Origin of the sequence: Actinoplanes aureus (genome assembly GCF_015704865.1) — a bacterium.
Taxonomy (GTDB): domain Bacteria; phylum Actinomycetota; class Actinomycetes; order Mycobacteriales; family Micromonosporaceae; genus Actinoplanes; species Actinoplanes aureus.
The window spans coordinates 81,157-106,351 of record NZ_JADQTO010000021.1; the positions used below are offsets into that span (position 1 = coordinate 81,157).

Genomic DNA, 25,195 nt, shown 5'->3' on the forward strand with positions numbered 1-25,195 from the left:
GTCAACCCCCGACCTTCGTGGTCTTGTCCTCGCGTTCCCATCGCACGTGGGCGCGCATCAGCTCGCCAGGGTTCGTCTGTGCGGCCAGCAGGGAGAGCTCGCCGCACAGCACCGTGGCGGCGATGATCACCGCGAGCCGGCGCGCGTTGTCGCCGGGGTCGCGCTCCTCACGGCAGCCGAGCCGGGTCAGGTTCTCCTCGACGAAGTCGAGGCCCTTCCCGTTGCCGACGGTGCCCACGATCAGATTGGGCAGAGTGCAGGAGAAGTAGAGGTCGCCGTCCCGGTCCTCGGCCACGGTCACGCCCTGCGAACCCTCGACGATGTTGGCCGCGTCCTGGCCGGTGGCCAGGTAGAAGCCGAGCAGCATGTTCGCGTAGTGCGCGTTGGCCGAGCGGATCCCGCCGGCCAGCAGAGTGCCGATCATGTTCTTGCGCACGTTCAGTTCGGCGATCGCCGAGGCCGTGGTGTGCAACCGGGCGTGCACGATGTCGCGCGGCACCAGCAGCTCGGTCACCACGTTCTTGCCACGGCCGAGGATGCCGTTGATCGCGGTCGCCTTCTTGTCGGTGCAGTAGTTGCCCGAGATCGAGCCGTACGAGATGCCCGGAATGGTGTCCAGGAGGTACGAGAGCAGCGCGTCCGCCGCCAGCGTCGCCATGTTGTGCCCGGACGCGTCGCCGGTGGTGAAGCTGAACCGGAGGAACAGCAGGTTCGCCGTGATCTCGTGGTGAAACCCGATCAGCTCGACGAACCGGCCGCACTTGCGCACGATCTCGCGCAGCTCGTCGAAGCGTGCGTCGACCTCCAGCGAGGCGAGGTGAGCGGTCTGCGCGTCGGCGGCGCGGACGAACACCGAGCGGGTCATCCGCTCGTCGACCAGGGTGGTGACGATCCCCTCGTCGACCATCATGGAGATCCGCGCGCCCCGGCCGACCGAGGGCCACAGCGGCGACTCGAAGGTGGCGAGCGGAACCTCGGTCTCGATGTCGGCCACGTTCCCCGAGATGCGCAACGGCCCCACCCATCTCATCGGGACGCCGGCCACCGCGGTCGGTTCGGTCATTCGATGCCTCCAAGGCTCTCGTGGATGGTTCGGTAGGACCGGGAGCGCGTGGCGAGCCGCCGGGTGTTGACGCCCCGGTCGGCGCAGAACTGCCGCAGGCCGCCGAGGATCAGCACGTCGCACCGGGCCAGGCCGGCCGGTGTGCGCGCGCCGAGCGCGGTCATCAGGGCCGCCAGCTGGTCGAGCCAGAGCGAGATCAGGGAGATCAGCGCCGTCGGGCCACCGTCCAGCACCGTCTTGAGGAAGAGGCCGGACACCCCGGCCGCGGAGGCGCCGAGCGCCAGGCCGCGCAGCACGTCGAGCGGGTTGCGGACGCCGCCCGAGGCCATCACCGGGATGCCGACGCCGTGTGCGTCCAGCAGGCACGCCGGCGTGGACTGTCCCCAGCCCTCGAGGAAGGAGTAGTCGGCCTGTTCCCGCCGGTCGTTCTCGATCCGCGCGAAGTTCGTGCCGCCGCGGCCGGACACGTCGGCTACGCGTACGCCCAGCTCGTGCAACAGGAACAGGGTCTCGCGGCTGAGCCCGAAGCCGACCTCCTTGACGATCACCGGGACGTCGACGCCGGCGACGATCTTCTCGATCCGCGGCGCCCACTCGCCGAACGACCGGTCGCCCTCCGGCATCACCGTCTCCTGAACGGTGTTCAGGTGGATCTGCAGGGCGTCGGCGCGTAACAGGTCGACGGCCCGCCGCGCGTTCTCGACGGAGGCGGTCGCGTTGACGTTCGCCATGATGAACCCGTCCGGGTTCTCCCGGCGCATCACGGTGAACGTGTCCGCGACCGACTCGTCCTTGAAGTAGGCGCTCATCGATCCGGTGGCGATCGGTACGCCGGTCTCGCGAGCGGCGATCGCCAGGTCGCGGTTGATCAGACCGGTCTTGACGCTGCCGCCGGTCATCGCGTTGATGCACAGCGGCACCGGCCATTCGATGCCGCCGAACCGGGTGGCCAGCGAAACCTCGGACCGGTCGATGCCGGCCAGAGCGTGATGGACGAAGGACACGTCGTCGAACTGGTTGTATCCGCCGAGGTCGCGTTGCTGCTCGGCGGCGAAGCGGACGTGGTCGTCCTTGCGGTTGGCGATCATGGTGCGCTCTCCCTCGAGGGCTGGACTCTGATCGGCACGGGCAGCACCCCGGCGGCGGCCCACTTCTCCCGTAGCTGCCGGACCCCGTCCTGTGCCCGGGGGCCGAGCAGCGCGATGCCGCAGTCGCCGCCGCCGGCGCCGGACGGTTTGCCCGCACCGCCGACGGCCTCGGCCGCGTCGCAGAGCGCGGTCAGCCGCGGGGTGAAGATGCCCAGGCCGGCCTCCTCGTCGAGTGCGGCGAGCACCTCGCGGGCGCCACGGATCCGGCGCAGCAGCTCGTGGTCGTCGCCCTGCTGGAGCGCACGGATCGCGGCGTGGACGCACTCGTCGCTGCGTGAGACGAAACCGGGGCGCGGCGTGCCCAGCCGCTCGGTCAGCGCGGCGCTGCTCACCGGCTGCCCGGTCCAGCCCACCTCCAGGGCGAGCCGGCGCGGCGCGGGCAGCGCGCGCACCGCGTATCCGGGCCAGGGCGCGCGGATCGTCGCCTCGATGCCCCGGCGTCCCGCCAGGTCGAGCACGGCCTGCCGATCGGGGGCGTGATAGGCGATCCAGCCGCCCCAGACACTGGCCGCGAGGTCACCGCCGGAAGCGCGGGCGTCGCGTCGCGCGGTCGCCAGCAGCGCCAACCGGAACAGCGTCTCGCGAGACAGCACCAGCCGGTGGTACGCGGCCACCGCGGCGACCGTGGCGACGGTCACCGCGCCGCTCGAGCCCAGGCCGAGCTTGGTGCCGCCGTGGTGCAGATCGCTGCGGATCGCGACGTGTACGGGCGCCGGGCGCAGACCGCGCTCGGCCAGCAGGCCGGCAACCACCTCGACGGCCGACACCACGGGGCCGAGGCTGACCGCGCCGGGCCCGTCGAGTCCGCCGTCGAGCCACCGCAGGCAGACCTCGCCCGAGGAGATGTCGGCGTCGATCACCACATCGCTGCCGGCGTGCTCCGACACGGTAACGGTGACCTGCCGGTCGACCGCCACCAGCAGCGCCGGATGGCCCGGTTCCAGCACCGCGTACTCGCCGGCGATGAACAGCTTGCCGGCCGCGCTCCGGCTGACCGACCGTTGCTCGCTCACCGGTCGGCCCCCGCTGACAGGCGGGCACCCGGTCCGCGCCGGGCGGTGAACACCGAGCAGTCCGGTACGGCGGCACGCAGTGTCTCGGCCACCCGTTCGCGGTCGGCGCGGTGGCAGAGCACCTTGACGTTGGGGCCGGCGTCCATGGTCGCGTAGGCCGCGATTCCGGCCGCTCGCAGGCTCAGGACGCTGTCCAGGACGGTCACGGTGGCAGGTGACAGATAGCGCACGGCCGGGCGGGCGGCCAGCATGGTCGCGTGCATGCCGAGGGCGTTGCGCTCGGCGATCGCCCCCACCGCGTCCAGGTCACCGCGGCGCAGCGCCACGCGCATGTCGGCCAGGTCGGCCCGGCTCGACTCGGCCCAGGCGCGATAGAGCGGGGACGTCTCGACGGTCCGCCGCATGGCGGCGCCGCTCGAAACGGCCTTGGGCCCGGCATTCACCACCGCGATCACCAGCGCCGGATCGAAGCCGGGTACGTCCACCGGCTCGGCGTAGGAGGCCAGGTCGGCGGCCGTACCGGTGCCCTGGCCCGCGTACCAGATCGCGAAGCCGCCGAAGATCGACCGGGCGGCCGAGCCGGACCCGCGCCGGGCCAGCCGGGACAGCGCGGTGGGATCGAGGTCGAGGCCGTACGCGCCGGCCGCGGCGACGGCCAGCGCGGCGAACCCGCTCGCCGAGGACGCCAGCCCCGCACCGGTGGGCACGCTGTTGCGGGTGACCACAGTGGCCGGCTCCACGCGTCCGGCCATCTCCCGTACCAGATCGAGGAAGGCCACGACGCGCTGCCGCCGCTCACCCTCGGCGGCGACGCCGTCCAGGGTGACGTTGTCGGCGACGCCGCCCGGGGCGAGCCGGACGGTCGTGGTCGTGGGGAAGAGGTCCAGGGTCATCGACAGGCTGTCGGCGACAGGCAGCTTGAGCAGCTCGTCACGCTTGCCCCAGTACTTGATCAGCGCGATGTTCGGGTGGGCGACCGCCGATGTCCCGAGGTGGTCACCGGGCATGGCTCACCAGCCAGGTGCGGATGGCGCCGGCATCGCGCAGGCGCTGAGCCACCGCCTCGGCCCCGGCCGGTTCGCCGGCCAGCGCGATCATGCAGCCGCCCAGCCCGCCGCCGCTGATCTTGGCGCCCAGCGCACCGGCCGCGAGCGCCGATTCGACAAGCGCGTCGATGAGGTCGGTGCTGATTCCGGCATTCCGGAGCAGCTCGTGGTTCTCCGTCATCCGCTCGCCCAGCGCGGTCAACCGGCCGTGTTCGAGGTCGCGCGCGGCCGCCTCGGTCAGCTGCGCCACCCGCCGGACGAACTCCTCGTGCGCTGCCGGGGCCTGTTCGGCGCGGCGGCGTACCAGGTCCACCGCCTCCCGCGTGCTGCCGCTGGTGCCGCTGTCCGCGATGACGAGTACGCCGTTCCCGGCGACCAGGTCGCGCGCGGTGCCGGCCTGGAAGAGGAGCGGGGACGCCGACCCGGTGGTGAGCGCGTCGACGCCGCTGGCCTGGCCGTGTGCCACCGTCTCGGCGACCTGCACGATGTCGAAGACCTGCCGGCCGTCGAGCCGCCGGTCGAAGGCGTCGGCGAGCGCCAGCACGGACGCCCGCGCACAGGCGGCACTGGAGCCGAGCCCGCAACCGGGCGGGATCGCGCAGTCGATGAGCAGGTCGGCGCCGATCGGTTCGGCGATCCCGGCCCGCTGCTGGAACTCCGCCACCAGGTGCCGCAGGCCCTCCGTGGCCAGCAGTGTCATCGTCGGGTTCCCGGGTCTCGCGATCGCGAAGGAGACCGGACCCGGGCGGCGCGTCGCGGTAGCGGTGACCGGCAGCTGCGGCACCGGGATCGCCAGTGCCGGGGCGCCGTACACGACGGCGTGCTCCCCCAGCAGGATGGCCTTGCCGTGAGCGCGGCCCACCCCGATGGTGAGCGAGTCCGGCGACATCAGCGGGCCGGACATCTACTGGACCCGCTGGGTGGCCTTGATCGCCATCTCGGCGAGCTGATGTTCGGCGGGGCCGGTGACCGCACTCGCCTCGAGCGCGGCCAGCGCCCGGTCGGTGCGCAGCGCGATCATCCCCTCGATGTGGTCGACCGCGCCGAGGTCCACCAGGATGGCGCGGAAGCGGGCCAGCTCGTCGTCGGAGAGATCGGTGCCGATCTTGGCGCGCAGGAACTCGGCCGCGTCCGGATCCCGCTGGTCCGCACGCTCCAGCGCCGTCGCGAACAGCACCGTCCGCTTGCCTTCGCGCAGGTCGTCGCCGGACGGCTTGCCGGTCACCGCCGGGTCGCCGAAGACGCCGAGCAGGTCGTCGCGCAGCTGGAACGCGACGCCGACGCCGGCGCCGAACTCGCCGTAGGCGGCCATCAGCGCGGGGTCGGCGCCGGCCATCGCGGCGCCGAACTGGAGCGGGCGCTCCACGGTGTACGAGGCCGTCTTGTACCGGTTGACACGCAGGGCCGCGTCCACGTCCTCGCTGCCGCTCGCCTGGCCGATCAGGTCGAGCAGCTGGCCGTACATGACCTCCGAGCGGGCCGCCGACCACACCGGCGAGACCCGGACCTGCGCGTCGGCCGGCAACCCGGAGGCGCGCACCAGCACGTCGGCCCAGATGAGAGCGAGGTCGCCGATCAGGATGGCGGTGCCGGTGCCGTACGCGTCGGCGTGACCGGAGAAGCCCCGGGCCTGATGCCGCCGGGCATAGGTCACGTGCGCGGCCGGACGGCCGCGGCGGGTCTCCGACGCGTCGATGATGTCGTCGTGAATCAGACCCGCGGCGTGCAGCAGCTCGAACGCGGCGCATGCCCGCAGCACCGCCGTGGCGACCGGTTCGCGCGGGTCGCCGCCCGCGCCGATCCAGCCCAGCCACGCGAACGCCGGCCGTATGCGCTTGCCGCCGCACAGCACGAAGCTCTCCAGCTCCTCGACGGTCGCCGCGAAATCGGCACCGAGTTCGCCGGATTCGGCTCGGCGCTCGGCGAAAAATTCCTTGAGGGCGATGTCCACGGCGGTCATGTCAACGGCCGCTTCGAGATAGTTGACGGTCATGTCACACACTCATACATCTCGAAACTCCTGTGAATTCGGAGCGGGAAATCTGGCTGCGGCGGGCGCACGCATTCACGCCGGAATTGGTTCCGGCATGACAGTAATGGCGCGGCTGCGGGCTGCCCACTACTCACGCGAGTAGTGCGTGCCGCATGACGCGAGGAGGGCTCACGTTGTTCGAGCAGCCAACTGACCAAACTGAACGGTTGAACGCACCACTTAATTGGTACGGCGAGTGCAAATACCGTCAGCTGGCCTCCTCGGCGACGCCCGCATAGGCGACGGCCGCGTGCGCCAGCTCGACCCGAGTGTTGATGCCGAGCTTCTTGTAGACCTTCCGCAGGTGGTAGTTCACGGTGTGCGCGGACAGGTGCACCTGCTTGGCTATCTGCCGGTTGGTCAGGCCCGCGCTCACCAGCGAGGTGATGCGGCGCTCCATCTCGGACAGCTGTGACCAGCCCGTGGCGAGCCGGGTGAGCTTCTTGGCGGCGTAGAGCTTGGCGAGTTCCTCGGTGGCCAAGGCTGCCGAGATCGGGTCGGGTGACTGCACGACGATCAGCGCCAGCGCGGCCGAGGCGCCCTTCGCCAGGGCGTTCGCGTGCATGGCGGTCAGCCCGACGACCCCGATTCCGGCGTTGTCCGCCGCGAGGCCGTTGACCGTCTCCAGCACGTCGCGTTCCAGGGCGCCATCGCCCACCTCACGCGCGAGCAGGACCAGGATCGCGGCGGCGCTCGGCACCTCGACGTAGAGGCTGCGCTGCCGCGGCAGACAGCGGTGCTTGCCGGACAGCAGGTCGACGGCCGCCCAGGGTCCCTCGGTCCGGGCGGCGACGAGGATCTCGGCCCAGGCGTGATCGGCGCGCGGCAGATGCGCGACGGCCGCCGGAAGGTCCTCCATGTAGAGGGAGCCGATGCAGAGCACCGCGTGCGCGAGCGGCTCGAGAAGCGGAACGGCGTGCGGTTCCGCCGCTGAGGTCGCCAGCGTCGCCTCGCGCAGCGCGTCCCCGACGCGCCCGGCCTGAAGCAGCAGCCGGGATCGCATCGCCGCGGCCGCGGCCGTCCAGACCGGCGCCGGTAGTCCGCGCAGGCCGGCCTCCGCGTCGTCGATCAGCGACGCCGCTCTGTCGAACTCCCGCAGATCGGCCAGCTTCTCGGCGAGTGCCAGCTGGAAATGAAGGCGCCATACCGGATCGACGTTCTCGCCGTGGCGCACCGCGGTGCGGCCCAGGCTCAGCGCCTCGCCCAGCGCGCCGGCACGCCACAGGGCGTCGGACCGGATCATCAGCGCCATCATCGCGGCGATGTCGCCGGGCCCGTTCCCCCGCTCCCGCAGGATCCGCTCGGCGAGCCGCTCGGCCTCCGGACCGCCGAGCAGGAAGTGACCGAGTATCAGGCAGGCCTCGGCGTCGAGCCGGGCGGCGGGTACGGCGTCGGGGCTGACGAGCACCCGCTGCGCGACCCGCACGCCGGCGGCCACGTCACCGTTCATGATCAGGCGGTGCGCCGCCGAGCACGACTCGGCCGCCGCCTGGTGTGCCGGGACGTGCCGCATGGGCAGGCTCGTCACCTCACGTCGCAGCGCCAGGCGTGCGGGCGCGGGCACCGATTCGGTGATCGCATGCAGCACCGAGTCGGTGGCAAAGGCGACATGGTGCCCGGCGAAGGCCGGCCCCCGGACAATCGCCTCGTCCAGCGGCGGCGGCAGGGCCACCGACGACCGGCCCAGCATCCGGGCCACGTTCTCGAGCAGGAACGACTCGCCCCGCACCCCGGTGATCTTGTGTAACGGCGTCGATTTCGTTGTCATAATCCCCCCGCGGTTATGCACGAACACGAAAGAGCCGAATTCGGCGACGACAGACGATCGTGAGCGACCGGTATCACCGATGTCAATCAGCATCGGCGTTCGACTTCTTGTCATTGCTTCCGGCGACCGAACGCTGCTACCTTCCCGGAAAAGCGCGCCCCGGATCTCATTCCTTTGGGATCCTATTGACTTCTGGCGACGCAGCTTTCCGCCGCCCGTATGCCATTCATCGGGCGGATCTGACGTTTTGGACTTCTCTTTCGTCGCATCTGGCCGGCCGACGGCAGGCTGTCCGGGCTCGCGACCGTCGCAGGGAGATGACGTGACCACAATCAACGCCGGCCTGGCCGTCGCCGGCACGCCGCACCACAGGGCCCGCGCGCGCCTGATGGAGCTGGTCGAGGAGCAGCTGCACGAGTTTCTCCGCGCCGAGCGAGAACGCTGGTCCGCCGAACAGCCGCGGGGTTGCGACCTGGTCACCGCGATCGCCGAGCTGGTGGCCGCCGGCGGCAAGCGGATCCGGCCCGCGTTCTGCGTCAGCGGCTACCTGGCCGCCGGCGGCGACCCGGACGACCACCGCGTGGTGCCGGCCGCCGCCGCTCTCGAGCTGCTGCACGCGTGCGCGCTGATCCACGACGACATCATGGACGGGGCGGCACAGCGCCGCGGCGCGCCCACCGTGCATCACCGGCACTCGGCACTGCACCGCCGGCTCGGCCGGCGCGGCGACCACGTCCGCTACGGCGAGAGCGTCGCCATCCTCGCCGGCGACCTGGCCCTGGTCTACGCCGACCAGTTGATGGCCACCGTTCCGCGGGTCGAGGCAGTCTGGGCGCAGCTGCGCTCGGAGCTGATCGTGGGACAGTTCGCCGACGTCCTGGCCGCCGCCGACTTCTCCGCCGATCTCGAGACGGTCCGCTGGGTCGCGGTGGCCAAGTCCGGCCGGTACACGATCCACCGGCCGCTGCAACTCGGCGCCACGATCGCCGGGCGGCCCGACCTGGCCGCGGCGTTCGAGGCGTACGGCACGGCCGTCGGCGAGGCCTTCCAGCTGCGCGACGACCTCATGGACGCGTTCGGTGACGCCGCGGTGACCGGCAAGCCGGACGGGCTCGACTTCGAACGGCACAAGATGACACTGCTGCTCGGCCTCGCCATGCAGCGCGACCCCGGCATCCATGACCTGCTCACCCCGGGACCGGACAGCGCCGGGCGGCTGCGCCGGCGGCTCGAGGAGACCGGCGTACGCCGCACCGTGGAGCAACACATCGACCAGCTCGTCGAACAGGGCTGCCGAACACTCGCGGACGCCCCGCTGGCGGCCGCCTGGCACGAGGAGCTGACCGCCATGGCACACCGCGTCGCGTACCGCGACCGGTAGAAGTCGAGGAGCTGACCGATGCGTACCGAATTGGCGGCTCCGGCCGCACCTGTGACGACCTGGCAGGTCGTCGTGGGCCTGGCCCGGATCTCCAAGATCTCCGTCTACCTGCACTTCTTCCCTTGGGCGCTGGCCGCCCTGCTGCTCAGCGCCGATGCGCTCGACCGGCCCGGCGCGCTCGCGGCCATGGTGCTGTTCCTACTGTCGTCGGCCGGCATCGTGGCGGCGACCGCCGCCCTCGACGACATCGTGGGCTTCCGCAACGGCAGCGACGCGGCCAACTACACCCGGCCGGGGTTCCGCCGCGACATCCGACGCAAGCCGCTGCTCAGCGGCGACCTCACGCTGCGCCAGGCGACCGTGTTCGCGGTGGCGTCCGAGGCGTTCGCCTTCGCCACCGGCTTCGCCGCGTTCGCCGTACTCGGCTGGGACGTGCCGGTGTCGGCCGTCGTCATCTTCGTCCTCTGCGCCGTGCTGGGGCCGCAGTACTCCGCCGGCCTGCGGTTCAGCTTCCACGTCTACGGCTCCGAGCTGCTGCTCGGCATCGGCACCATCGGCGGGCTGCTGTTCCCGTTCCTGGCGGTGCAGAACCACTGGACCTGGGCCGCGACGTTGCAGGGCGTACTGATGGGCCTCTGGCTCGTCATGCTGGTGTCCTGCTCCAACGTGGGCGACGTGGAGGGCGACGCGCGGGTCGGGCGGCGCACGCTGCCGGTCGCCGCGCCCCGCTGGGTGGTCAAGGCCGTGCTGGTGGCCTACCTGACCATCTCGGTGGTGACGATCGCGCTCCTGCCCGCGGCGACCGACACGCCGTGGTGGACGGTGCTGGCCCTGCTGCCGGCCACCGCGCTGCACGTCGCACAGATCCACCTGGCCATCCTGCGCGACCGGTGGCGGCAGGCCCGGATCGCCGCGTTCGTCGCCTACGACCTGGGATTCCTCGGTCTCGTGGCGCTCGACCTCTACGCGCGGTGACGCACCCACCCCCGTCGAAAGGCCCGCAGATGAGCCGAACCTCGCCGTACCACATCGGACGCGTCTTCCACTGGCACGCCGAGCGCCGCCGGCAGGCGGTCGTCCACCTCGACCGCCCGCTGGACGTCGCCCCCGCGGGCGGAACCGAGTATGACGGCGCGGCCCTCGCCCGAGTCGTGGAGCGGATGTCGGACTGCCTCTACGCCGCCGGCCTGCGCGCCGGCGACCGGGTGGTGGTCGCCAAGGACAACCACTTCGACCAGCCGCTGCTCGCCGCCGGTGCGGCCCGCCTCGGCGCACTGCCGGTGATGATCGCCCCGATCGAGTCGGCGGAGACGGTGCGGACACTGATCGATCGGGCACAGCCCGCCGTGCTTGTGGCCGGCACCCGGCTGCTGGCCCGTGCCGACGCGGCCGGCGTCAAGCTGGCCGACCCGCGGATCCGCACCATCGCGGTCGGCGAGCCGCTCGCCGAGCCGGCCCCGGACGTGCTGACGCTGGCCGACCTGGAGGGCGGCGCCACCGCCCCGGTACGGCTCGGCGGCACCGACGACCCGATGGTCTCCACGCACACCTCCGGCACCACCGGCGTACCGAAGCTCGTGCTGCACACCGCCGCCACCGCGGTCGGCCGGTTCCCGGCGCGGATGGAGCGCTGCGCCATCCCGTTCCTGACCACGCGGCACAGCGATGTGACCGCGGCCGCCGTCTCGTTCGCGCACATCCGGGTGCTCGCCTGGACCGCCTCGCAGCTCAAGATGGCACCGCGCAAGATCGTGGCCATCTCGGATCCGGGACTGCCGTCCGTCGAGCGGATGCTCGACCGGCACCGGCCCACGATTCTCGAGGCCATGCCGAACATGTTCCAGCGATGGGAGGAACTGGCCGACCGGCGCCCGGAGCTGTTCGCCCGCGTACGCCTCTACGTCAGCACGTTCGACGCGGTGCACGCCCGGACCATCCGCACCCTGCTGGACGCGTCCGAGCGCCGGTTCCCGGTGTGGGGCTGGGGCCTGGGACAGTCCGAGATCACCGGCATCATGGTCAACCTGTTCACCCGCCGTACCGTGCGCTCGCGCGTCGACCGCTGCTCCGTCGGGCTCCCGGCCGCGATGGTGCGGGTGCGGGTCGTCGACCCGGCCACCGGCCGCCGCCAGCCGCGCGGCAAGCCGGGCCTGCTGATGGTGTCGACCCGGGCCCGCTGCCTCACCTATCTGGGCGAGGAGGACCGCTACCAGGCCAAGCTGACCGGCCGTTGGTGGAACAGCGGCGATCTGGGCGAACGCATCGGGTGGGGCCGGATCCGGCTGCTCGACCGCGAGGTCGACATGATCCCCGGGCACAGCTGCATCGAGCTGGAGAGCATCCTGCTCGACCGGCTGCCGCACGCCTCCGACGTGACGATCCTGGCCCGGCCGGACGGGCCCCCGGTGCCGGTGCTGTCCATGCGGGACGACCGGCTCGACCCGGACGACTGGGCGCGCGCCACCGCCGGCCTGCCCGAGCTGGCCGCACCGCGGCTGGTGGCCTGGGAGGACGTACCGCGAACGGCGACCTGGAAGGTACGCCGGCTCGCTTTGCAGCAACAGGTTCTCGGCACCGCCGAGGTCATCGGCACCGGCCGCTGGACCTGACCACCGACACGTACGAAAGCAGGGTCTTTCATGGATTGGTTCACCGACTGGCTTCCGCCGGCGCTCGTCGACCTGCCCGCCACGGCGCCGTCCGTCTCGCCACCGGGTGACTTCCGCAACGGCTGGTTCTGGGCCATCGTCGTGGGCATCCTGACGTTCTGGGCACTCGCCTACGCGCTGGAGATCCACCGCGCTTCCGTGGACAAGTACGTCGGCATCCCGGTGGTCGTCGTGGCGATCAACTTCGGCTGGGAGTTCGTGCACTCCGTCGTCATCGACCAGGAGCCGGCGCAGCGCCCGGCCAACCTGCTCTGGTTTCTCGTCGACATCGTGATCGTCATCCAGGTCGTCAAGTACGGCAACAAGGACTTCCCACGACTCGGCCGCACACTTTTCCTGCGCCTGTTCTTCGGTCTCGTCGCGGTGGCCGCGTTCCAGACGTTCCTGATGGCGTACGAGTTCCGCGACATCCTGGGCATGTACAGCGGCTGCGCGCTGAACGTCGGCATCAGCGCCGCGTTCATCGTCACGCTGGTCAAACGGCGCTGTTCAGCCGGCCTGTCGCTGCACGCGGCCATCAGCAAGATGATCGGCTCGCAGCTCGCCGGGCTCAACGTACTGATCCTCTTCCCGGACCGTTACCTGGTGCTGTCCTGGTTCGTCATGATGCTGATCCTCGACCTGGTCTACATCCGCATGCTGTACCGGCAGATCCGCAAGGACGGGTACTCGCCCTGGGCGATCAACCGGCCGCGGGTGTATCCGCCGGCACCGGTACCGGCGACGCCCGCCGCGCAGCCGGCACCCGCCGTCGCACTACCCCAGTGAGCTTGTCCGGATTGAGAACCGCGTATATCCCACCCACCCGGTCGTCGTCGGCGAGCTCGACGACCAGCACCGCGAAGATCTCTTCGGCGACGACCAGCAGGGTGGCCGGGCCACCGATGACGTCGACCGGCCGCACCGTGAGCGCCGGCAAGCCGGCCAGGTTGTGGCCGATCAGACGCAATACCTTGGCGCGGCCTTCGATAACGCGCAGCGCCGCATGGCGCCTGCCGCCACCATCGGTCCACAGGCGTACGTCCGGCGCCAACACCTCCAGCAGCGTGTCCATGTTGCCGCCCAGAGCGGCGTCGAGGAAGCGCTCGGTGACGGCCCGTACCGCCTGGGGCCGGGCCGCGCGGCGAGGCTGGCGGGCACGCACCCGCTGTCGCGCCCGGTGGGCGAGCTGGCGCACGGCCACCGGCGTGCGGTCCAGAAGTGAGGCGATCTCGGTGTAGTCGTAGGCGAACGCCTCGCGCAGCACGAACACGGCCCGTTCCAGCGGCGTCAGCGTCTCGAGCACCACCATGAGCGCCAGCGACACCGACTCGCCGGCCACCGCCGACTCGGCGGCGTCCGGCGTGGTCAGCACCGGCTCCGGCAGCCAGGGACCGAGGTAGTGCTCGCGGGCCCGGCTGGCCCGCCGCAGCCGGCCAAGAGCCGAGTTCACCGCGATGCGTACGAGGTAGGCCCGCGGATTGCCGATCTCGGAGCGCGGCGCGGCGGCCCACGCCAGCCAGGTGTCCTGCAGCACGTCCTCGGTGTCGGCAACACAGCCGGTCAGGTTGTACGCCAGCGCGAACAGCAGCTCGCGCTGGTCGAGATAGAACTCCGTCTGGTCGTCGGCCGCGGCGATCGCGCCGGGCATCGCGGTCGGCTCAGACATCAGGTCGATCCCCCGTCATGTGAACTACGCAACACGAGCGCGGCTCGATGTCACACCGCAGCGGTCCTGAACATCGTAGAACCGCCGAGATGGACGTCTTGCGACGAAGGAGTGGAAATCATGCTGGAAAGGCTGTCGGAATTGGTGCTCCGGCGGAGCAGGACAGTCCTCATCGTGACCGTCCTGCTGGCACTGGCCGGCGGCGCGGCGAGCGCGACCCTGTTCGACAAGCTGACCGCCGGCGGGCTGGCCGACGCCGGGGCGGAGTCCGGTCGAGCCGCTCAGATCCTGGACGAGGCCGGTCAGGGCACGCCCAACCTCACACTGGTGGTCAGCGCGCCGACGAGCGTGGACGACCAAGCCGTGACCGACGCCGGCACCGAACTCAGCAACCGGCTGGCGGCGGAGGCCGACGTCAGCAACGTCACTTCGTACTGGATCGCCGGCAAGCCGCCGCAGCTGCGCAGCAACGACGGCCGCAAGGCCCTGATCGGCGCGACCGTTCGCGGCGACGAGACCACCGTCAACAAGATCCTGGACGACCTGGTGCCCCGCTACGAGGGCACCCACGACGGCCTGGACGTACGGGTCGGCGGCTCGGCCATGTTCTGGAAAGAGACCACCGAGCAGAGCCAGAAGGACGGCACCAAGGGCGAGGCGATCGCCTTCCCGGTGACCATGATCGTGCTGATCATCGTGTTCGGCTCGATCGTGGCCGGGCTGGTGCCGCTGGCCGTGGCGATCGTGACCATGCTGCTCGGGATGGGCGTGCTGTGGGTGGTCGCCTCGACCACCGACCTCTCCGTCTTCGCGGTCAGCGTGGTCACCCTGCTGGGCCTCGGTCTGTCCATCGACTACAGCCTGCTGATGGTCAACCGCTATCGCGAGGAACTCGCGCACGGCCGGGACACCCGGGACGCCCTGCGCGTCACGGTCACGGTCGCCGGCCGTACCGTCGCCTTCTCGGCCATCACCATCGTGCTCGTCCTGGCCGGATTGCTGTTCATCCCGCTGCCCGCGGTGAGCAGCCTCGGCTACGGCGCGATCATCACCGCGCTGATGGCCGCGGTGGGCTCACTCACCGTGCTGCCGGCCCTGCTCGCCATCCTCGGCCCGCGCATCGAGCGCGGCCGGATCCTGCGCCGGCGGCGGCCGGCCGCCGGCCCGGCCGACGCCGAGTCAGGCTTCTGGCACCGCCTGGCCACCTTCGTGATGCGCCGCCCGATCCCGGTCGCCACCGCGGTCATCGCCCTGCTCCTGCTGCTCGGCGTGCCGTTCCTCGGCATCAAGCTCGGCATGCCGGACGAACGCTCGATGCCGGAGTCGTCGCAGGCCCGGCAGGTGACCACGCTGATCCGGAACAACTTCAACGGCGCCGAACTGAACGCCCTGCAGGTCGTCGCGCAGCGGGCCGACGCGGCCTCGACCGAGGTCGGCGACTACGCCGCCGGCCTGTCCCGCCTGCCGCACGTCGGCCGGGTGGACACGGTCAGCGGCAGCTACGTCGACGGCGCCGTGGCGGTACCGGCCACCGAGGGGCACCGCCGGTTCGCGATCGATGACGGTGTCTACCTCTCGGTGGTGCCGGACACCACCAACCCGGACGACGCGCTGCGGCTGGTCGACGTCGTACGCGACCAACCCGCACCGTTCCCCGTGCTGGTGGGCGGCAACGCGGCGGTCAGCGTGGACACCACCGACGTGCTGATCGAGCGGCTCCCGTACACCCTCGGGTTGATCGCCGTGGCGATGCTGGTCCTGTTGTTCCTGCTGACCGGCAGCGTCCTGCTGCCCGTGCTGGCGCTGCTGCTCAGCGCGCTCAGCCTGACCGCCACGTTCGGCGCCCTCGTCTGGATCTTCCAGGACGGACACCTGTCCGGCCTGCTCGGCGGCTTCACCGTGACCGGCACCATCGCGTCGACGATCCCGGTGATGCTGTTCGCGCTCTCCTTCGGCCTGGCCATGGACTACCAGGTGTTCATGCTCTCGCGCATCCGGGAGGAGTACGAACGCACCGGCGACGGCAATGCCGCGGTCGCAATCGGGCTGGAGCGCATCGGACGGATGGTCTCGGCGGCCGCCCTGCTGATCTCGATCGTGTTCCTGGCGTTCACCGTCTCGGGGATCACCTATATCAAGGCGTACGGCATCGGCCTGCCGCTGGCCGTGCTGGTCGACGCGACGCTGATCCGCGGCGCACTGCTGCCCGCGCTGATGCGCCTCGGCGGCCGGGCGACCTGGTGGGCCCCCGCCGGGTTGCGCCGCTTCCACCAGCGTTTCGGCCTGCGGGAGACGGTCCCCGCCCCGGCCGAGCCGGCGGCCAGTGCACCGGTCGCCGAGACCGCAGCCTCATTGGGACGGCCCTGACCCCGGCGGGGCCGTGTGCGGTCCGCTTCCCGGTCCCCCGTGCCGGGAAGTGGACCGCACGCACGATTACGGAGCCGGCCAGATCACCATTCCGGCCGCCGGCAGGGCCGCGACGTCGGGTGCCGGGATGCCCGACAGCCGGCACAGATCGCCCACGGCTTCCGCGAAGCCTTCCGCACCTTCGTGCACCTCGAAATACTCGCCGTAGGTGACGTTCACCGTCAGCGCCGGCCAGCGGGCGCCATCGGGTTCAAGACTCAGCGCCGAAAGCGAGACGTCGGCGATCTCGTCCCACGGCACCGCGAACACGTTGGTTGAACCCGGCCGCATCTCCGTGCCGAACACCGAGACCAGCGGCTCGGTCACCGACGTCACCGTGATGCCCTCGCCGGTCACGTCGATCCGCTGCATCGGCGCAGCCTACGCGTTCACCAACGAGCGGGAGGGCGCTCCCTCCACAGAGGGAGGTCGCCCGGCGCGCCGAAACCTACCGTGAGCGGCATGAGCAGAGCTGAGCGGCTTGACGGCGCCATTGCCGGCCGCGTTGCCGCGTACGGCGCCGTCGTCGCGATGGCGCCGTACTTCGTCATGAAGATCTTCTGGACGATCGACGGACTGCGCGGCGGAGGGCTGCACGAAGGAGCCTGGCGCCACCTGAACTGGGCGGCCATCAACGGGCTGACGGTGGCGATGTCCGGGCTGGCCATGCTGCTCGGCCTCGCGCTGGCACAGCCATGGGGCCTGCGGGTGCCGGACTGGATGGTGCTGATCCCGGCCTGGATCGGCATGGGCTTCCTGGTGCCGATGATCCCGCTCATCCCGCTTCTCGCGCTGGTGAGCACGGACACCGGCGACACCTCCGCGGAAGCGCCGATGACTACCTGGGAAATCGGTCTGCTGTCCGTGTCGTTCGCCGGGTTCGCGCTCGGTGTGGCGATCGCCGCCCCGGTCTACGCCGTACGCCGATGGCCGCAGGCGTTCTCCGGCAGGGGCGTCCCTGGGCGCCCAGGCGTGCGGGTCACCGTGGCCCGGTTGGCGGCGGCGCTCTGCATTGCCCTCGGCCTGCCACAGCTGTTCTGGGCGCTGGGCGGGACGATCGGCTTGAACGAGGCGACGCTCGACAGCCGCGATGTGCAATGGCACCTCCTCACCGCCAACAGCGGAGTGTGGGCGCTGGTCGCCGCATGGAGCGCCTGGACGCTGACCCGCCACACCGGCCGGGCGCCCCTGCTGCTGTCGTGGCTGGCTTCCGGGTTCCTGTTCGCCTGGGGGTCGTGGAAGGCGGTCTTCTCCTTCGCGGTGACGCCGGAGTTCCCGCCGCCGGAGCCGCCGTGGGTGCTCACGTTGCAGAACCACTTCGGTACGGTTGCCGGGCTGCTGATCCTTGTCGCGGTCCTTCTCACGGTGTCCGACCGGGTAGATTGACCCGCTGTGCTCCGGACCCGTCTCGATCTCGGTCGAATTCGCGCCGCGCGCGAGGTGATCCGGTCACGCCGGCGGGTCGCGGTCCGGCCGCTCGGATTCCTCCGCCGCCGTCTCCGCAGACTCCACCTCGGCTTCGGCGGCCAGCTCCGCCGCCACGTGCGCGACCGCGGCAGCCTCGGTGGCCAGTCGCTCCGCTTGCAGCGCGTTGTCAGCGTCGGCTCCCTGCGGGTGCGTTCGTAGCAGGTCATCGGCGGCCGCTTGCGTCGCCGCCGCAGCGGTCGTGGCAGCGTCCGCGGCCACGTCGATCACCCGGCGGACGGCCTGCCGCGGCCGCCCTTCCTTCGCGGCGGCGTCGATGACACGTCGCACAGCCTGCCGCGACTCCTCCGCGATGAGTGGTGGGCGCCACGGCTCGGACGCCGGGCGTACCGCCGCCTCGGTTTCCACCCGCAGCCGGTCGACGGTGGCCAGCAGCGCACCGTGCTGCTGCCAGGCCGCCGCGTCGGCGTGCGGGTCGACGACGAGCAGTTGACCCAGCCGGTCACGCCGGCGCTGAAGATCGTCCAGATGGGTCTGCACCCTGGCGCGGGCCACCTCGACCGGCCCGGCGCCGGTGGCGACATCGGCCACGGCATCCATCGCCTGGGACGCGCACTCCAGCACGTCGGCGAGGGCGTCACGGGTGTCCGGCCCGTACGCCTCGGTCTCCAGGTCCGGCGGAAGGTACAACGTACGGTCGAAAAGCTCCCGGCACAGCGTCCGCACCACGACGTAGCAATGATCGAGCCCGGTCAGCGCGTTGCGCAGCCGCGGCTGCGCCTCACGGACCTCATCACCGCGCGGGTTCAGCAACGCGCTGCGTTCGGCGCGGGCAAGCGACAGGTCCGCCCGGGAGACGTGCGGTCCCAGCGCCCGGGCCTCCTTGAGCCAGCGGTCCGCCGCGGCACGCGACCAGCCCTGCCTGAGTTCGCCGGCGAGCCCGCGCAAGATCTTCGCCAGCTGGGTGGCCACCCGTCCGATGGCGTCACCCGCCGGCAGCACGTTGACCGGCGGAGCGACGGCGAAGTTGACGGCGAGGCCGATCGCGGCGCCGATGAGGGTCTCGTACACCCGGCCCGCGGCGGCGCCCTCGGCGCCCCCGCCACCGACGGCGAGCACGAGCATCGCGCTGATCGGCACCTCGACCGTGTGCGGTCCCAGCCGGAGCACCTGGCCGACCACGAGCGACACGGCCACCACGGCACCGAGGCTCCACCAGCTCAACCCGACGAAGGTCGCGATCGCGAGCGCGACCAGCACGCCGGCCAGCACGCTCAAGATGCGCTGGATGCCCTGGGCGACCGTTTCGTACACGGTCAACTGGACCACCAGCAGCGCGGTCAGCGGCGCGAGGATCGGGGCTTCGGTCGTGTTCAGCAGGTCGGCGACCACATAGGCCAGCACCGCGGCAAGCGTGGCCTTGGCAGTGCGCAGGCCCGGCACACGACCCCACCGGGCGAGTACGGCGGAGCGCGGATGGCGCACGTACACGGGTAGCCGCATGACTCCTCCTCAGGCGGCGAGCACGGGCGTAACACCCATTGTCGGTCACCGCGCCGCGGCTGGCGTCTCAAGAAAGCGCTTCCCCAGACTTTGCCCTCGTTTACGCACATGACGTCGATCGTCACCGATCGATGTTGTGAAAGCGCTCTCTCGCGCCCGATACTCCTCGCACCCCGATCCCCACCTCGAGGAGCGTCGATGAATTCATCCCCACGCCTCCGTATGCTGTTCGCCGCGGTCCTCGCGGCGTCAGCGACCACAGTGATCCTTTCCGCGAGATCCGCCGAGGCGGCAACCGTCACCGTCCAGGCCGAGTCCTACGCCGCGCAATCCGGCGCGCAGGTCGAGGCGACAGCCGACACCGGCGGCGGGCAGAACGTCGCCTACCTCGGCAACGGCGACTGGCTCCGCTACGACAACGTCAACCTGGGCGCCGCCGGCACGCTGACCATCCAGGCGCGGGTGGCGTCCGCCGTCGGCACCGGCAGCGTGGAGCTGCGCACCGGTTCGGTTACCGGGCCCGTCCTCGCCCAGTTCGCCATCACCTCGACCGGCGGCTGGCAGACCTGGCGGACACTGACCGCGACCGCGGCCGGCCACCCGACCGGCGCGCAGACCGTGTTCGCGGCCCTGCGCAACACGACCGGTGGGGACTTCGTCAATATCAACTGGTTCTCGTTCGGCGACGGCCGGCCGGCCGACCCGGGTCAAGGCTGGATCCCGATCGACCAGGCCGCGTGGAACGCCCAGCTCGCCCAGTTCAACGCGATGGTGCCCAGGACCGTGCCGGCCGGCACGGTACGGGTCCCGGAGTTCAACGCGACCTGCGCCTACAGCCACTCACGCCCGGACGACCCGATCATCTTCCCGGGCCTGCCGGGCGCCTCGCACATGCACTCGTTCCTCGGCAACGACCGGACGGATGCGAACACGACGACCGGCACGCTGCTGGCCAACGCCGGCACCAGCTGCCGGCCCGCTCCCGACCTGTCCGCGTACTGGATCCCGACGCTCTACCAGGGCGACCGGGCGATCGAGCCGAAAGACGTCGTCGTCTACTACGGATCCCGGCTCACCGACCCGTCGGTGACCAAACCCTTCCCCCAGGGCTTCCGGATGATCGCCGGCGACGCCAAACTGCAGGCGCCCACCCCGGCCGGTTCAGTGAACGCGTTCTACTGCGCCGGCCCCGGCGGGGAGATCGGCCGCAGCGCCGACGGCAACTGGCCGGTCTGCGCTTCCACCGCCGTCCTCATGTTCCACCTCGTGTTCCAGGACTGCTGGGACGGCCGGAACCTGGACAGCCCGACCCACAAGGCGCACGTCTCGTACAGCTACGACGGCACCTGCCGAGGCGACTATCCGGTCGCCATTCCCAACCTGTCGTTCCTCATCGCGTACCCCACCAGCGGCAACGCGGCCGGCTTCCGGCTCGCGTCGGGGATGGCGTCGTCCATGCACGGCGACGCGTTCTTCGCGTGGGACAACCGGGCGCAGGGTGAGCGCGTGAAGAATTGCCTGGCCCAAAAGGCCAAGTGCAACACCGACGGCAACTTCTAGTACGCCGGCAGGAGCGGCAAGCAGCCACCGTCAAGTCTCCGCGGCGGTGGCTGCTTGCCGAGTAAGACGCTCACCTGCAAGCGTCAGGTGGCATCCCGCTGGTCCAGCCACTTCAGAATCGCTTGGTTTGTTTCTTCCGGCTTTTCCTGCTGGATCCAATGACCGCAATCCAGACTGGCCACTTCCGCATTGGGCACGAACTCGGTCAGGTTTTCAGACCTCAGGACGGCATCCCGGTCGCCGTAGATCATGAGGGTGGGCTGCTGGATGACTGGGTTCACGTCCGCCAGCAAGCGCCAGTTGCGGTCCAGGTTCCGGTACCAATTGATACCGCCCGTGAACCCCGATGACTCGAAGGCGGAGACGAAAACGGCCAGTTCACTGTCGCTCATTACGGGCTCACCGAGTGGCGTCTCTGCTCTGGCCAGGTTGATCAGCGCCATACCCGGCTGAGGCTCCGCGGGTGGCACGTTCTTCCGGTACATGTTGCGAAGGAACTGGAAGGTATTGTCGTCGAATACGGCGCCCGCGACGCCTGGCTGTCGATTGAAGTGGACGAAATAGAAGTCACCGCCAAACGTGTCTTCCATGACCTCGATCCAGGGCTTTTCTCCGCGCTCGAGGTAAGGCAGGCTCAGGTTGATCACCTTGTTCACACGGTTGGGATGCAACAAGGTCAATCCCCAAACGACAGCCGCACCCCAGTCATGACCGACAAACGTGGCATCGTCGTATCCGTAGTAATCGAGAAGTGCGATGAGATCGCCCGACAAGTGTTCGATGTCATAGTCTGTCACTTCGGCCGGACGGGACGAGTTTCCATAACCCCGCTGGTTCGGGACGATGACGTGATAGCCCGCTGCGGCAAGGGCAGGCACCTGATGGCGCCAAGAGAAGGCATGCTCCGGCCAGCCGTGGCAGAGCACAATGGGTCTTCCTGCATTCTGCCGGCCGGCTTCGAAGACTTCGAGTTCCACACCGTTGACGGAAACAAGGGTGGGCTCGGGAAAGTCGGTTCGATCGATGCGATCGTGGGTGGTGGGACTCGTCGGTGAGGTCATGTCGCCATCGTGCCGACCGAAACCGGTCACCCCATGACCGGTTTGTTTGGAAGTGTTGCCGGGGTGCGAGCCGACCGACTGATGGCCATCGTCCTTTTGCTGCAACAGCGCGAGCAAGTGACAGCAGCAGATGTCGCCCGAGAGCTGGAGGTTTCCGAGCGCACCGCCCGTCGCGACCTCGACGCCCTGGCCATGGCCGGGGTGCCGGTGTACTCCATGCAGGGCCGAGGCGGCGGCTGGCGCCTCGTGGGCGGTGCCCGCACCGACCTGTCCGGGTTGACCGCGAGTGAGGCCCGCGCCCTGTTCCTGGTTGCCGGCCCGGCCTCGGCCGCGACGCCGGCCGTGAAAGCGGCTCTACGCAAGCTCGTTCGTGCCCTGCCGGAGCCCTTCCGGGTGCAGGCCGCGGCCGCGGCGTCGTCGTTGGTCATGGACCCGCAGCGATGGGGGTCGAGCCGGGTCGAGCACCGACCACCTCGCTTCCTCGACGAACTCCAGGACGCGGTGATCCGCGGCGTCCAGGTGCGGCTCGGCTACGTCGACGGCAAGGGCGCCGAAACCGAGAGAACCGTCCATCCGCTGGGCATCGTCGCCAAAGGTCCGTCGTGGTACCTCGTCGCCAACACCGAGGCCGGCCGGCGGACCTTCCGCATCGACCGCGTGTCGTCCGCCGACCCGACCGACGATCCCGTGCACCGGCCCGAGGACTTCGACCTCGCCGAGAGCTGGCGCGAGATCGCCGACGAGGTCGACCGCAGGCGAACGCCCCTCGAGATCCAGGCGCTCTGCGCGCCCGACGGGATGTACCTGCTCCGGATGATGCTCGGCGGCCGGCTCCAGGTAGGAGGCTCCAGGACCGACGGCCGCATCGAGGTCGTGATCCGCGGCTACAACGAGTACGCGCTCGCCGGCGAACTCGCCGGGCTGGTCGAATGGCTCGAGGTGACTGGCCCTCCGGGCGTGCGAGACCACCTGGCCTCGATCGGCAACGCGCTCGTCGAGCGATACGGCGACGCCGATCGCTCGCGCTGAGGGCCGTGCGAGGCCGGCGGTCTGGCACCGGCACGCGGCGCCGCGCATCCCGGCGAGGTTTCAGAAACCTTGATACGACCCTTCAGTTTTCCATGATGATCGATTAGCCTACCGTCAGTCATGCTCATGAATGTGCATCGCATTCCGGTGAGCCGGGCAACGGGGGATTTCGAAACACGGCCATCTGCGCCGCGTTTCTTCATAGCCGCATCCCCTGCTGTCCGTTTCACTGGGACCGCTGGTCGTGAAATGAATTTGACACGGGGGATTTCGCATTGAGCAATATGGGGCAGTCGACGTTGAAATATGGAAAGGTCGCGCCCATTTCGCATGGTCAGCACCGGTTGTGGCCGGCTGATCAGGCGTCTCCGGGGAGACATCAAGGACGGCTCGCGGAGCGAGCCCCTTTAGATTCTCGGAGCTCCCCCGGCGATACGCCGCTACCTTGCCTGGCGCCGTCGCGCCAAACGCATGTCCAAAGACATCGGCTACCTCTACGACTGAAGGCGGGTCATGTTCCTAGAAGAGGCGGTCACCTCGCAGCAGGTGGTCAACAGTCCGGTCCGCTCGTACACCGAGTGGGATCCGCTGGAGGAGGTTGTCGTCGGGATCGTCGACGACGCGACGTTCCCGCCCTGGCACCCCGCATTGGAACCGGTCATCCCGTCCGGCCAGCACGAGACGTTCCGCCGGGAGCAGGGCCGGCCGTTCCCGCCCGAGCTCGTCAAGGCCGCGAGCCGGGAACTCGAGGAGTTCGTCCGGCTGCTGGAGGCGGAGGGCGTCACCGTACGCCGCCCGGAGCCGATTCCGCAGAACCGGCCGTACTCGACCGGGGCGTGGACGAGCACCGGGATGTACGCCGCCATGCCGCGCGACGCACTGCTGGTGGTCGGCGAGGAGATCATCGAGTGCCCGATGGCGTGGCGGTCGCGGTACTACGAGAACCTGGCCTACCGGCCGCTGCTCAAGGAGTATTTCCGGCACGGCGCCCGGTGGAGTGCCGGACCCAAGCCGGAGCTGCTCGACGATCTCTACGACCTGGAGTGGTCGGAGCCCACCGCGGGTGAGCCGGCGCGCCTGGTGGTGACCGAGTTCGAGCCCACCTTCGACGCGGCGGACTTCCTGCGCTTCGGCCGCGACATCGTCGGGCAGAAGAGCAACGTCACCAACGAGTTCGGCATCGCCTGGCTGGCCCGCCACCTCGGCGACGACTACCGGGTGCGGATCCTCGAGTTCGACGACGACCACCCGATGCACATCGACGCGACCATCACCCCGCTCGCGCCCGGCAAGTTGCTGGTCAACCCGGAGCGGGTCACCAAGGTCCCGCAGATGTTCAAGGCCTGGGACCTGCTGCCCGCGCCGACCCCGGTGATGCCCGACTCGCACCCGCTCTACATGACGAGCAAGTGGATCAACATGAACCTCTTCTCGATCGACGAGACACGCGTCGTCGTCGAGGCGCAGGACGAGCCGATGATCAGGGCACTGCGGGGCTGGGGCTTCACGCCGATCCCCTGCAACTTCCGCAACTTCAACAGTTTCGGCGGCTCCTTCCACTGCGCCACATTGGACGTTCGCCGGTCGGGCACGCTTCAATCCTTCCTGGACTGATCGGGGCTATGACAGCAAGAGAGGGACGATGATCCACCCACGCACCGACAAGCGTCAGTCAGCAGACTCGTGATCGAGGGCATCGAGATCACGACGCTCACCGACCGGCCCCATCTGGCTTCGAAGGCCGAGGCGCTCGACGGTGGCTGGCCCGAGTTCATGCAGCACGACCCGGTCGGGCAGTCCTTCTACCTGGACGCGGCCGAGTACTACACCGACTACACGTTGGTCGCCACGCCGGCCGACCGCCCGGACCAGGTGATCGCGCGGGCGTACTCGGTGCCGATCGGGCTCGCCGAGGAGCCGCCGGCCGGGCTGCCGGACACCGGCTGGGACGCCGCCATCGTCCTGGGCCGCGTCGCCCGCTTGGCCGGGTACGGCGGTGACGCGCTGTGCGGCCTGGAGGTGACCATCCGCCCCGACATGCGCAGCTCCGGCCTGGGCGCGGAGATGCTGCGCCAGTTCCGCGTCATCGCCCGGTCCAAGGGCCTGCGCCATTTCGTCGCGCCGGTGCGGCCGCCCGGCAAGACGGCCGTACCCGAGATGACGCTGGGCGACTACGCCGCACAGCTGACGGCCGATGGCCTGCCGGCGGATCCGCTGCTGCGCGCGCAGGCCCGGCTCGGCGCGTCGATCGTCGGTATCGCCCCGGCCTCGATGGTCGTGGTGGGCTCGCTCGCTCAGTGGCGACAGTGGACGGGCCTGCCGTTCGACAAGGACGGCCCGGTCATCGTTCCCGGCGCCATGGTTCCGGTGCACTGCGACCTCACCCACGATTCGGCCGCGTACGTCGAACCCAACGTCTGGGTGCACCAGGCACTGTCCTGAT

At 70.3% G+C, this 25,195-nt stretch carries 21 protein-coding genes; 10 read left to right on the plus strand and 11 right to left on the minus strand.

Annotated elements, in window-relative coordinates; all coding sequences use genetic code 11:
• Position 1: 1 nt before the first annotated feature.
• The 7 genes from I4J89_RS34345 to I4J89_RS34375 all read right to left on the minus strand — a co-directional run bounded on the left by I4J89_RS34345 (position 2) and on the right by I4J89_RS34375 (position 8,070).
• Positions 2-1,063, minus strand: a complete 1,062-nt coding sequence (locus tag I4J89_RS34345; protein ID WP_196418313.1) for a hydroxymethylglutaryl-coenzyme A reductase family protein — start codon at positions 1,061-1,063, stop codon at positions 2-4.
• Complete coding sequence (gene fni / locus I4J89_RS34350) at positions 1,060-2,151, minus strand: type 2 isopentenyl-diphosphate Delta-isomerase (protein ID WP_196418314.1); 1,092 nt, start codon at positions 2,149-2,151, stop codon at positions 1,060-1,062. The genes I4J89_RS34345 and fni overlap by 4 nt, the downstream gene beginning before the upstream one ends.
• A complete protein-coding gene (locus I4J89_RS34355; RefSeq protein WP_196418315.1) occupies positions 2,148-3,224 on the minus strand; it encodes a phosphomevalonate kinase in 1,077 nt (358 codons plus the stop codon). The genes fni and I4J89_RS34355 overlap by 4 nt, the downstream gene beginning before the upstream one ends.
• A complete protein-coding gene (gene mvaD / locus I4J89_RS34360) occupies positions 3,221-4,231 on the minus strand; it encodes a diphosphomevalonate decarboxylase (RefSeq protein WP_196418316.1) in 1,011 nt (336 codons plus the stop codon). Before mvaD ends, I4J89_RS34355 begins: the two co-directional genes overlap by 4 nt.
• Positions 4,221-5,174: a mevalonate kinase gene (gene mvk / locus I4J89_RS34365; protein WP_230860066.1), complete on the minus strand. Its 954-nt coding sequence runs from the start codon at positions 5,172-5,174 to the stop codon at positions 4,221-4,223. Before mvk ends, mvaD begins: the two co-directional genes overlap by 11 nt.
• Complete coding sequence (locus I4J89_RS34370; protein ID WP_196418317.1) at positions 5,175-6,263, minus strand: polyprenyl synthetase family protein; 1,089 nt, start codon at positions 6,261-6,263, stop codon at positions 5,175-5,177.
• Positions 6,264-6,510: 247 nt separating this feature from the next.
• Complete coding sequence (locus tag I4J89_RS34375; protein ID WP_230860067.1) at positions 6,511-8,070, minus strand: helix-turn-helix transcriptional regulator; 1,560 nt, start codon at positions 8,068-8,070, stop codon at positions 6,511-6,513.
• A gap of 322 nt (positions 8,071-8,392) precedes the next feature.
• Between I4J89_RS34375 and I4J89_RS34380 the strand changes: the two genes are divergently transcribed.
• From I4J89_RS34380 to I4J89_RS34395, 4 genes are read left to right on the plus strand one after another with little or no spacing between them, the layout of a single operon-like run.
• Positions 8,393-9,451 carry a polyprenyl synthetase family protein gene (locus I4J89_RS34380; RefSeq protein WP_309238586.1) on the plus strand — a complete coding sequence of 353 codons (1,059 nt, stop codon included), beginning with the start codon at positions 8,393-8,395 and terminating at the stop codon, positions 9,449-9,451.
• Between the two features lie 18 nt (positions 9,452-9,469).
• Positions 9,470-10,426 carry a UbiA family prenyltransferase gene (locus I4J89_RS34385; RefSeq protein WP_196418318.1) on the plus strand — a complete coding sequence of 319 codons (957 nt, stop codon included), beginning with the start codon at positions 9,470-9,472 and terminating at the stop codon, positions 10,424-10,426.
• Between the two features lie 29 nt (positions 10,427-10,455).
• Positions 10,456-12,060 carry a class I adenylate-forming enzyme family protein gene (locus I4J89_RS34390; RefSeq protein WP_196418319.1) on the plus strand — a complete coding sequence of 535 codons (1,605 nt, stop codon included), beginning with the start codon at positions 10,456-10,458 and terminating at the stop codon, positions 12,058-12,060.
• Positions 12,061-12,090: 30 nt separating this feature from the next.
• Positions 12,091-12,888, plus strand: coding sequence for a transmembrane-type terpene cyclase (locus I4J89_RS34395; protein WP_196418320.1), 798 nt, complete (start codon positions 12,091-12,093; stop codon positions 12,886-12,888).
• Here I4J89_RS34395 and sigJ read toward each other — a convergent pair.
• Entirely contained in the window at positions 12,803-13,768 is a 966-nt protein-coding gene (sigJ, locus tag I4J89_RS34400; RefSeq protein WP_196418321.1) for an RNA polymerase sigma factor SigJ, read from the minus strand. The two genes, I4J89_RS34395 and sigJ, sit on opposite strands and share 86 nt — an antisense overlap.
• A 174-nt stretch (positions 13,769-13,942) precedes the next feature.
• Between sigJ and I4J89_RS34405 the strand changes: the two genes are divergently transcribed.
• A complete protein-coding gene (locus tag I4J89_RS34405) occupies positions 13,943-16,135 on the plus strand; it encodes an MMPL family transporter (RefSeq protein ID WP_309238587.1) in 2,193 nt (730 codons plus the stop codon).
• A 66-nt stretch (positions 16,136-16,201) separates the two neighbouring features.
• On the opposite strand, the gene I4J89_RS34410 is transcribed toward I4J89_RS34405, so the two are convergent.
• Positions 16,202-16,546, minus strand: a complete 345-nt coding sequence (locus I4J89_RS34410; RefSeq protein WP_196418323.1) for a hypothetical protein — start codon at positions 16,544-16,546, stop codon at positions 16,202-16,204.
• 90 nt (positions 16,547-16,636) lie between these two features.
• Between I4J89_RS34410 and I4J89_RS34415 the strand changes: the two genes are divergently transcribed.
• Positions 16,637-17,560 carry a hypothetical protein gene (locus I4J89_RS34415; RefSeq protein WP_196418324.1) on the plus strand — a complete coding sequence of 308 codons (924 nt, stop codon included), beginning with the start codon at positions 16,637-16,639 and terminating at the stop codon, positions 17,558-17,560.
• A 63-nt stretch (positions 17,561-17,623) separates the two neighbouring features.
• Here the strand turns inward: I4J89_RS34415 and I4J89_RS34420 are convergent, their stop codons facing one another.
• Positions 17,624-19,102 carry an FUSC family protein gene (locus I4J89_RS34420; RefSeq protein ID WP_230860068.1) on the minus strand — a complete coding sequence of 493 codons (1,479 nt, stop codon included), beginning with the start codon at positions 19,100-19,102 and terminating at the stop codon, positions 17,624-17,626.
• A 198-nt stretch (positions 19,103-19,300) separates the two neighbouring features.
• On the opposite strand from I4J89_RS34420, the gene I4J89_RS34425 reads away from it, so the two are divergent.
• Positions 19,301-20,662, plus strand: coding sequence for a DUF1996 domain-containing protein (locus I4J89_RS34425; RefSeq protein WP_230860069.1), 1,362 nt, complete (start codon positions 19,301-19,303; stop codon positions 20,660-20,662).
• An 83-nt stretch (positions 20,663-20,745) separates the two neighbouring features.
• Here I4J89_RS34425 and I4J89_RS34430 read toward each other — a convergent pair whose 3' ends face one another.
• Positions 20,746-21,723 carry an alpha/beta fold hydrolase gene (locus I4J89_RS34430; protein ID WP_196418325.1) on the minus strand — a complete coding sequence of 326 codons (978 nt, stop codon included), beginning with the start codon at positions 21,721-21,723 and terminating at the stop codon, positions 20,746-20,748.
• A 9-nt stretch (positions 21,724-21,732) separates the two neighbouring features.
• Here I4J89_RS34430 and I4J89_RS34435 point away from each other — a divergent pair, with 9 nt between their 5' ends.
• The 3 genes from I4J89_RS34435 to I4J89_RS34445 all read left to right on the plus strand — a co-directional run bounded on the left by I4J89_RS34435 (position 21,733) and on the right by I4J89_RS34445 (position 25,194).
• Entirely contained in the window at positions 21,733-22,752 is a 1,020-nt protein-coding gene (locus I4J89_RS34435) for a helix-turn-helix transcriptional regulator (RefSeq protein WP_309238588.1), read from the plus strand.
• Between the two features lie 513 nt (positions 22,753-23,265).
• Entirely contained in the window at positions 23,266-24,366 is a 1,101-nt protein-coding gene (locus I4J89_RS34440) for an amidinotransferase (protein WP_196418326.1), read from the plus strand.
• 69 nt (positions 24,367-24,435) lie between these two features.
• A complete protein-coding gene (locus I4J89_RS34445) occupies positions 24,436-25,194 on the plus strand; it encodes an N-acetyltransferase (RefSeq protein WP_196418327.1) in 759 nt (252 codons plus the stop codon).
• Position 25,195: the final 1 nt, after the last annotated feature.

Excerpts from the sequence above, each read along its gene's own strand:
- I4J89_RS34415 (WP_196418324.1), top strand. The coding sequence starts at position 16,637 with ATGAGCAGAGCTGAGCGGCTTGACGGCGCCATTGCCGGCCGCGTTGCC.
- I4J89_RS34420 (WP_230860068.1), bottom strand. The coding sequence starts at position 19,102 with ATGCGGCTACCCGTGTACGTGCGCCATCCGCGCTCCGCCGTACTCGCC.
- I4J89_RS34425 (WP_230860069.1), top strand. The coding sequence starts at position 19,301 with ATGAATTCATCCCCACGCCTCCGTATGCTGTTCGCCGCGGTCCTCGCG.
- mvk (WP_230860066.1), bottom strand. The coding sequence starts at position 5,174 with ATGTCCGGCCCGCTGATGTCGCCGGACTCGCTCACCATCGGGGTGGGC.
- I4J89_RS34440 (WP_196418326.1), top strand. The coding sequence starts at position 23,266 with ATGTTCCTAGAAGAGGCGGTCACCTCGCAGCAGGTGGTCAACAGTCCG.
- I4J89_RS34370 (WP_196418317.1), bottom strand. The coding sequence starts at position 6,263 with ATGACCGTCAACTATCTCGAAGCGGCCGTTGACATGACCGCCGTGGAC.
- I4J89_RS34395 (WP_196418320.1), top strand. The coding sequence starts at position 12,091 with ATGGATTGGTTCACCGACTGGCTTCCGCCGGCGCTCGTCGACCTGCCC.
- sigJ (WP_196418321.1), bottom strand. The coding sequence starts at position 13,768 with ATGTCTGAGCCGACCGCGATGCCCGGCGCGATCGCCGCGGCCGACGAC.
- fni (WP_196418314.1), bottom strand. The coding sequence starts at position 2,151 with ATGATCGCCAACCGCAAGGACGACCACGTCCGCTTCGCCGCCGAGCAG.
- I4J89_RS34375 (WP_230860067.1), bottom strand. The coding sequence starts at position 8,070 with ATGACAACGAAATCGACGCCGTTACACAAGATCACCGGGGTGCGGGGC.
- I4J89_RS34385 (WP_196418318.1), top strand. The coding sequence starts at position 9,470 with ATGCGTACCGAATTGGCGGCTCCGGCCGCACCTGTGACGACCTGGCAG.
- I4J89_RS34345 (WP_196418313.1), bottom strand. The coding sequence starts at position 1,063 with ATGACCGAACCGACCGCGGTGGCCGGCGTCCCGATGAGATGGGTGGGG.
- I4J89_RS34410 (WP_196418323.1), bottom strand. The coding sequence starts at position 16,546 with ATGCAGCGGATCGACGTGACCGGCGAGGGCATCACGGTGACGTCGGTG.
- I4J89_RS34430 (WP_196418325.1), bottom strand. The coding sequence starts at position 21,723 with ATGACCTCACCGACGAGTCCCACCACCCACGATCGCATCGATCGAACC.
- I4J89_RS34390 (WP_196418319.1), top strand. The coding sequence starts at position 10,456 with ATGAGCCGAACCTCGCCGTACCACATCGGACGCGTCTTCCACTGGCAC.
- mvaD (WP_196418316.1), bottom strand. The coding sequence starts at position 4,231 with ATGCCCGGTGACCACCTCGGGACATCGGCGGTCGCCCACCCGAACATC.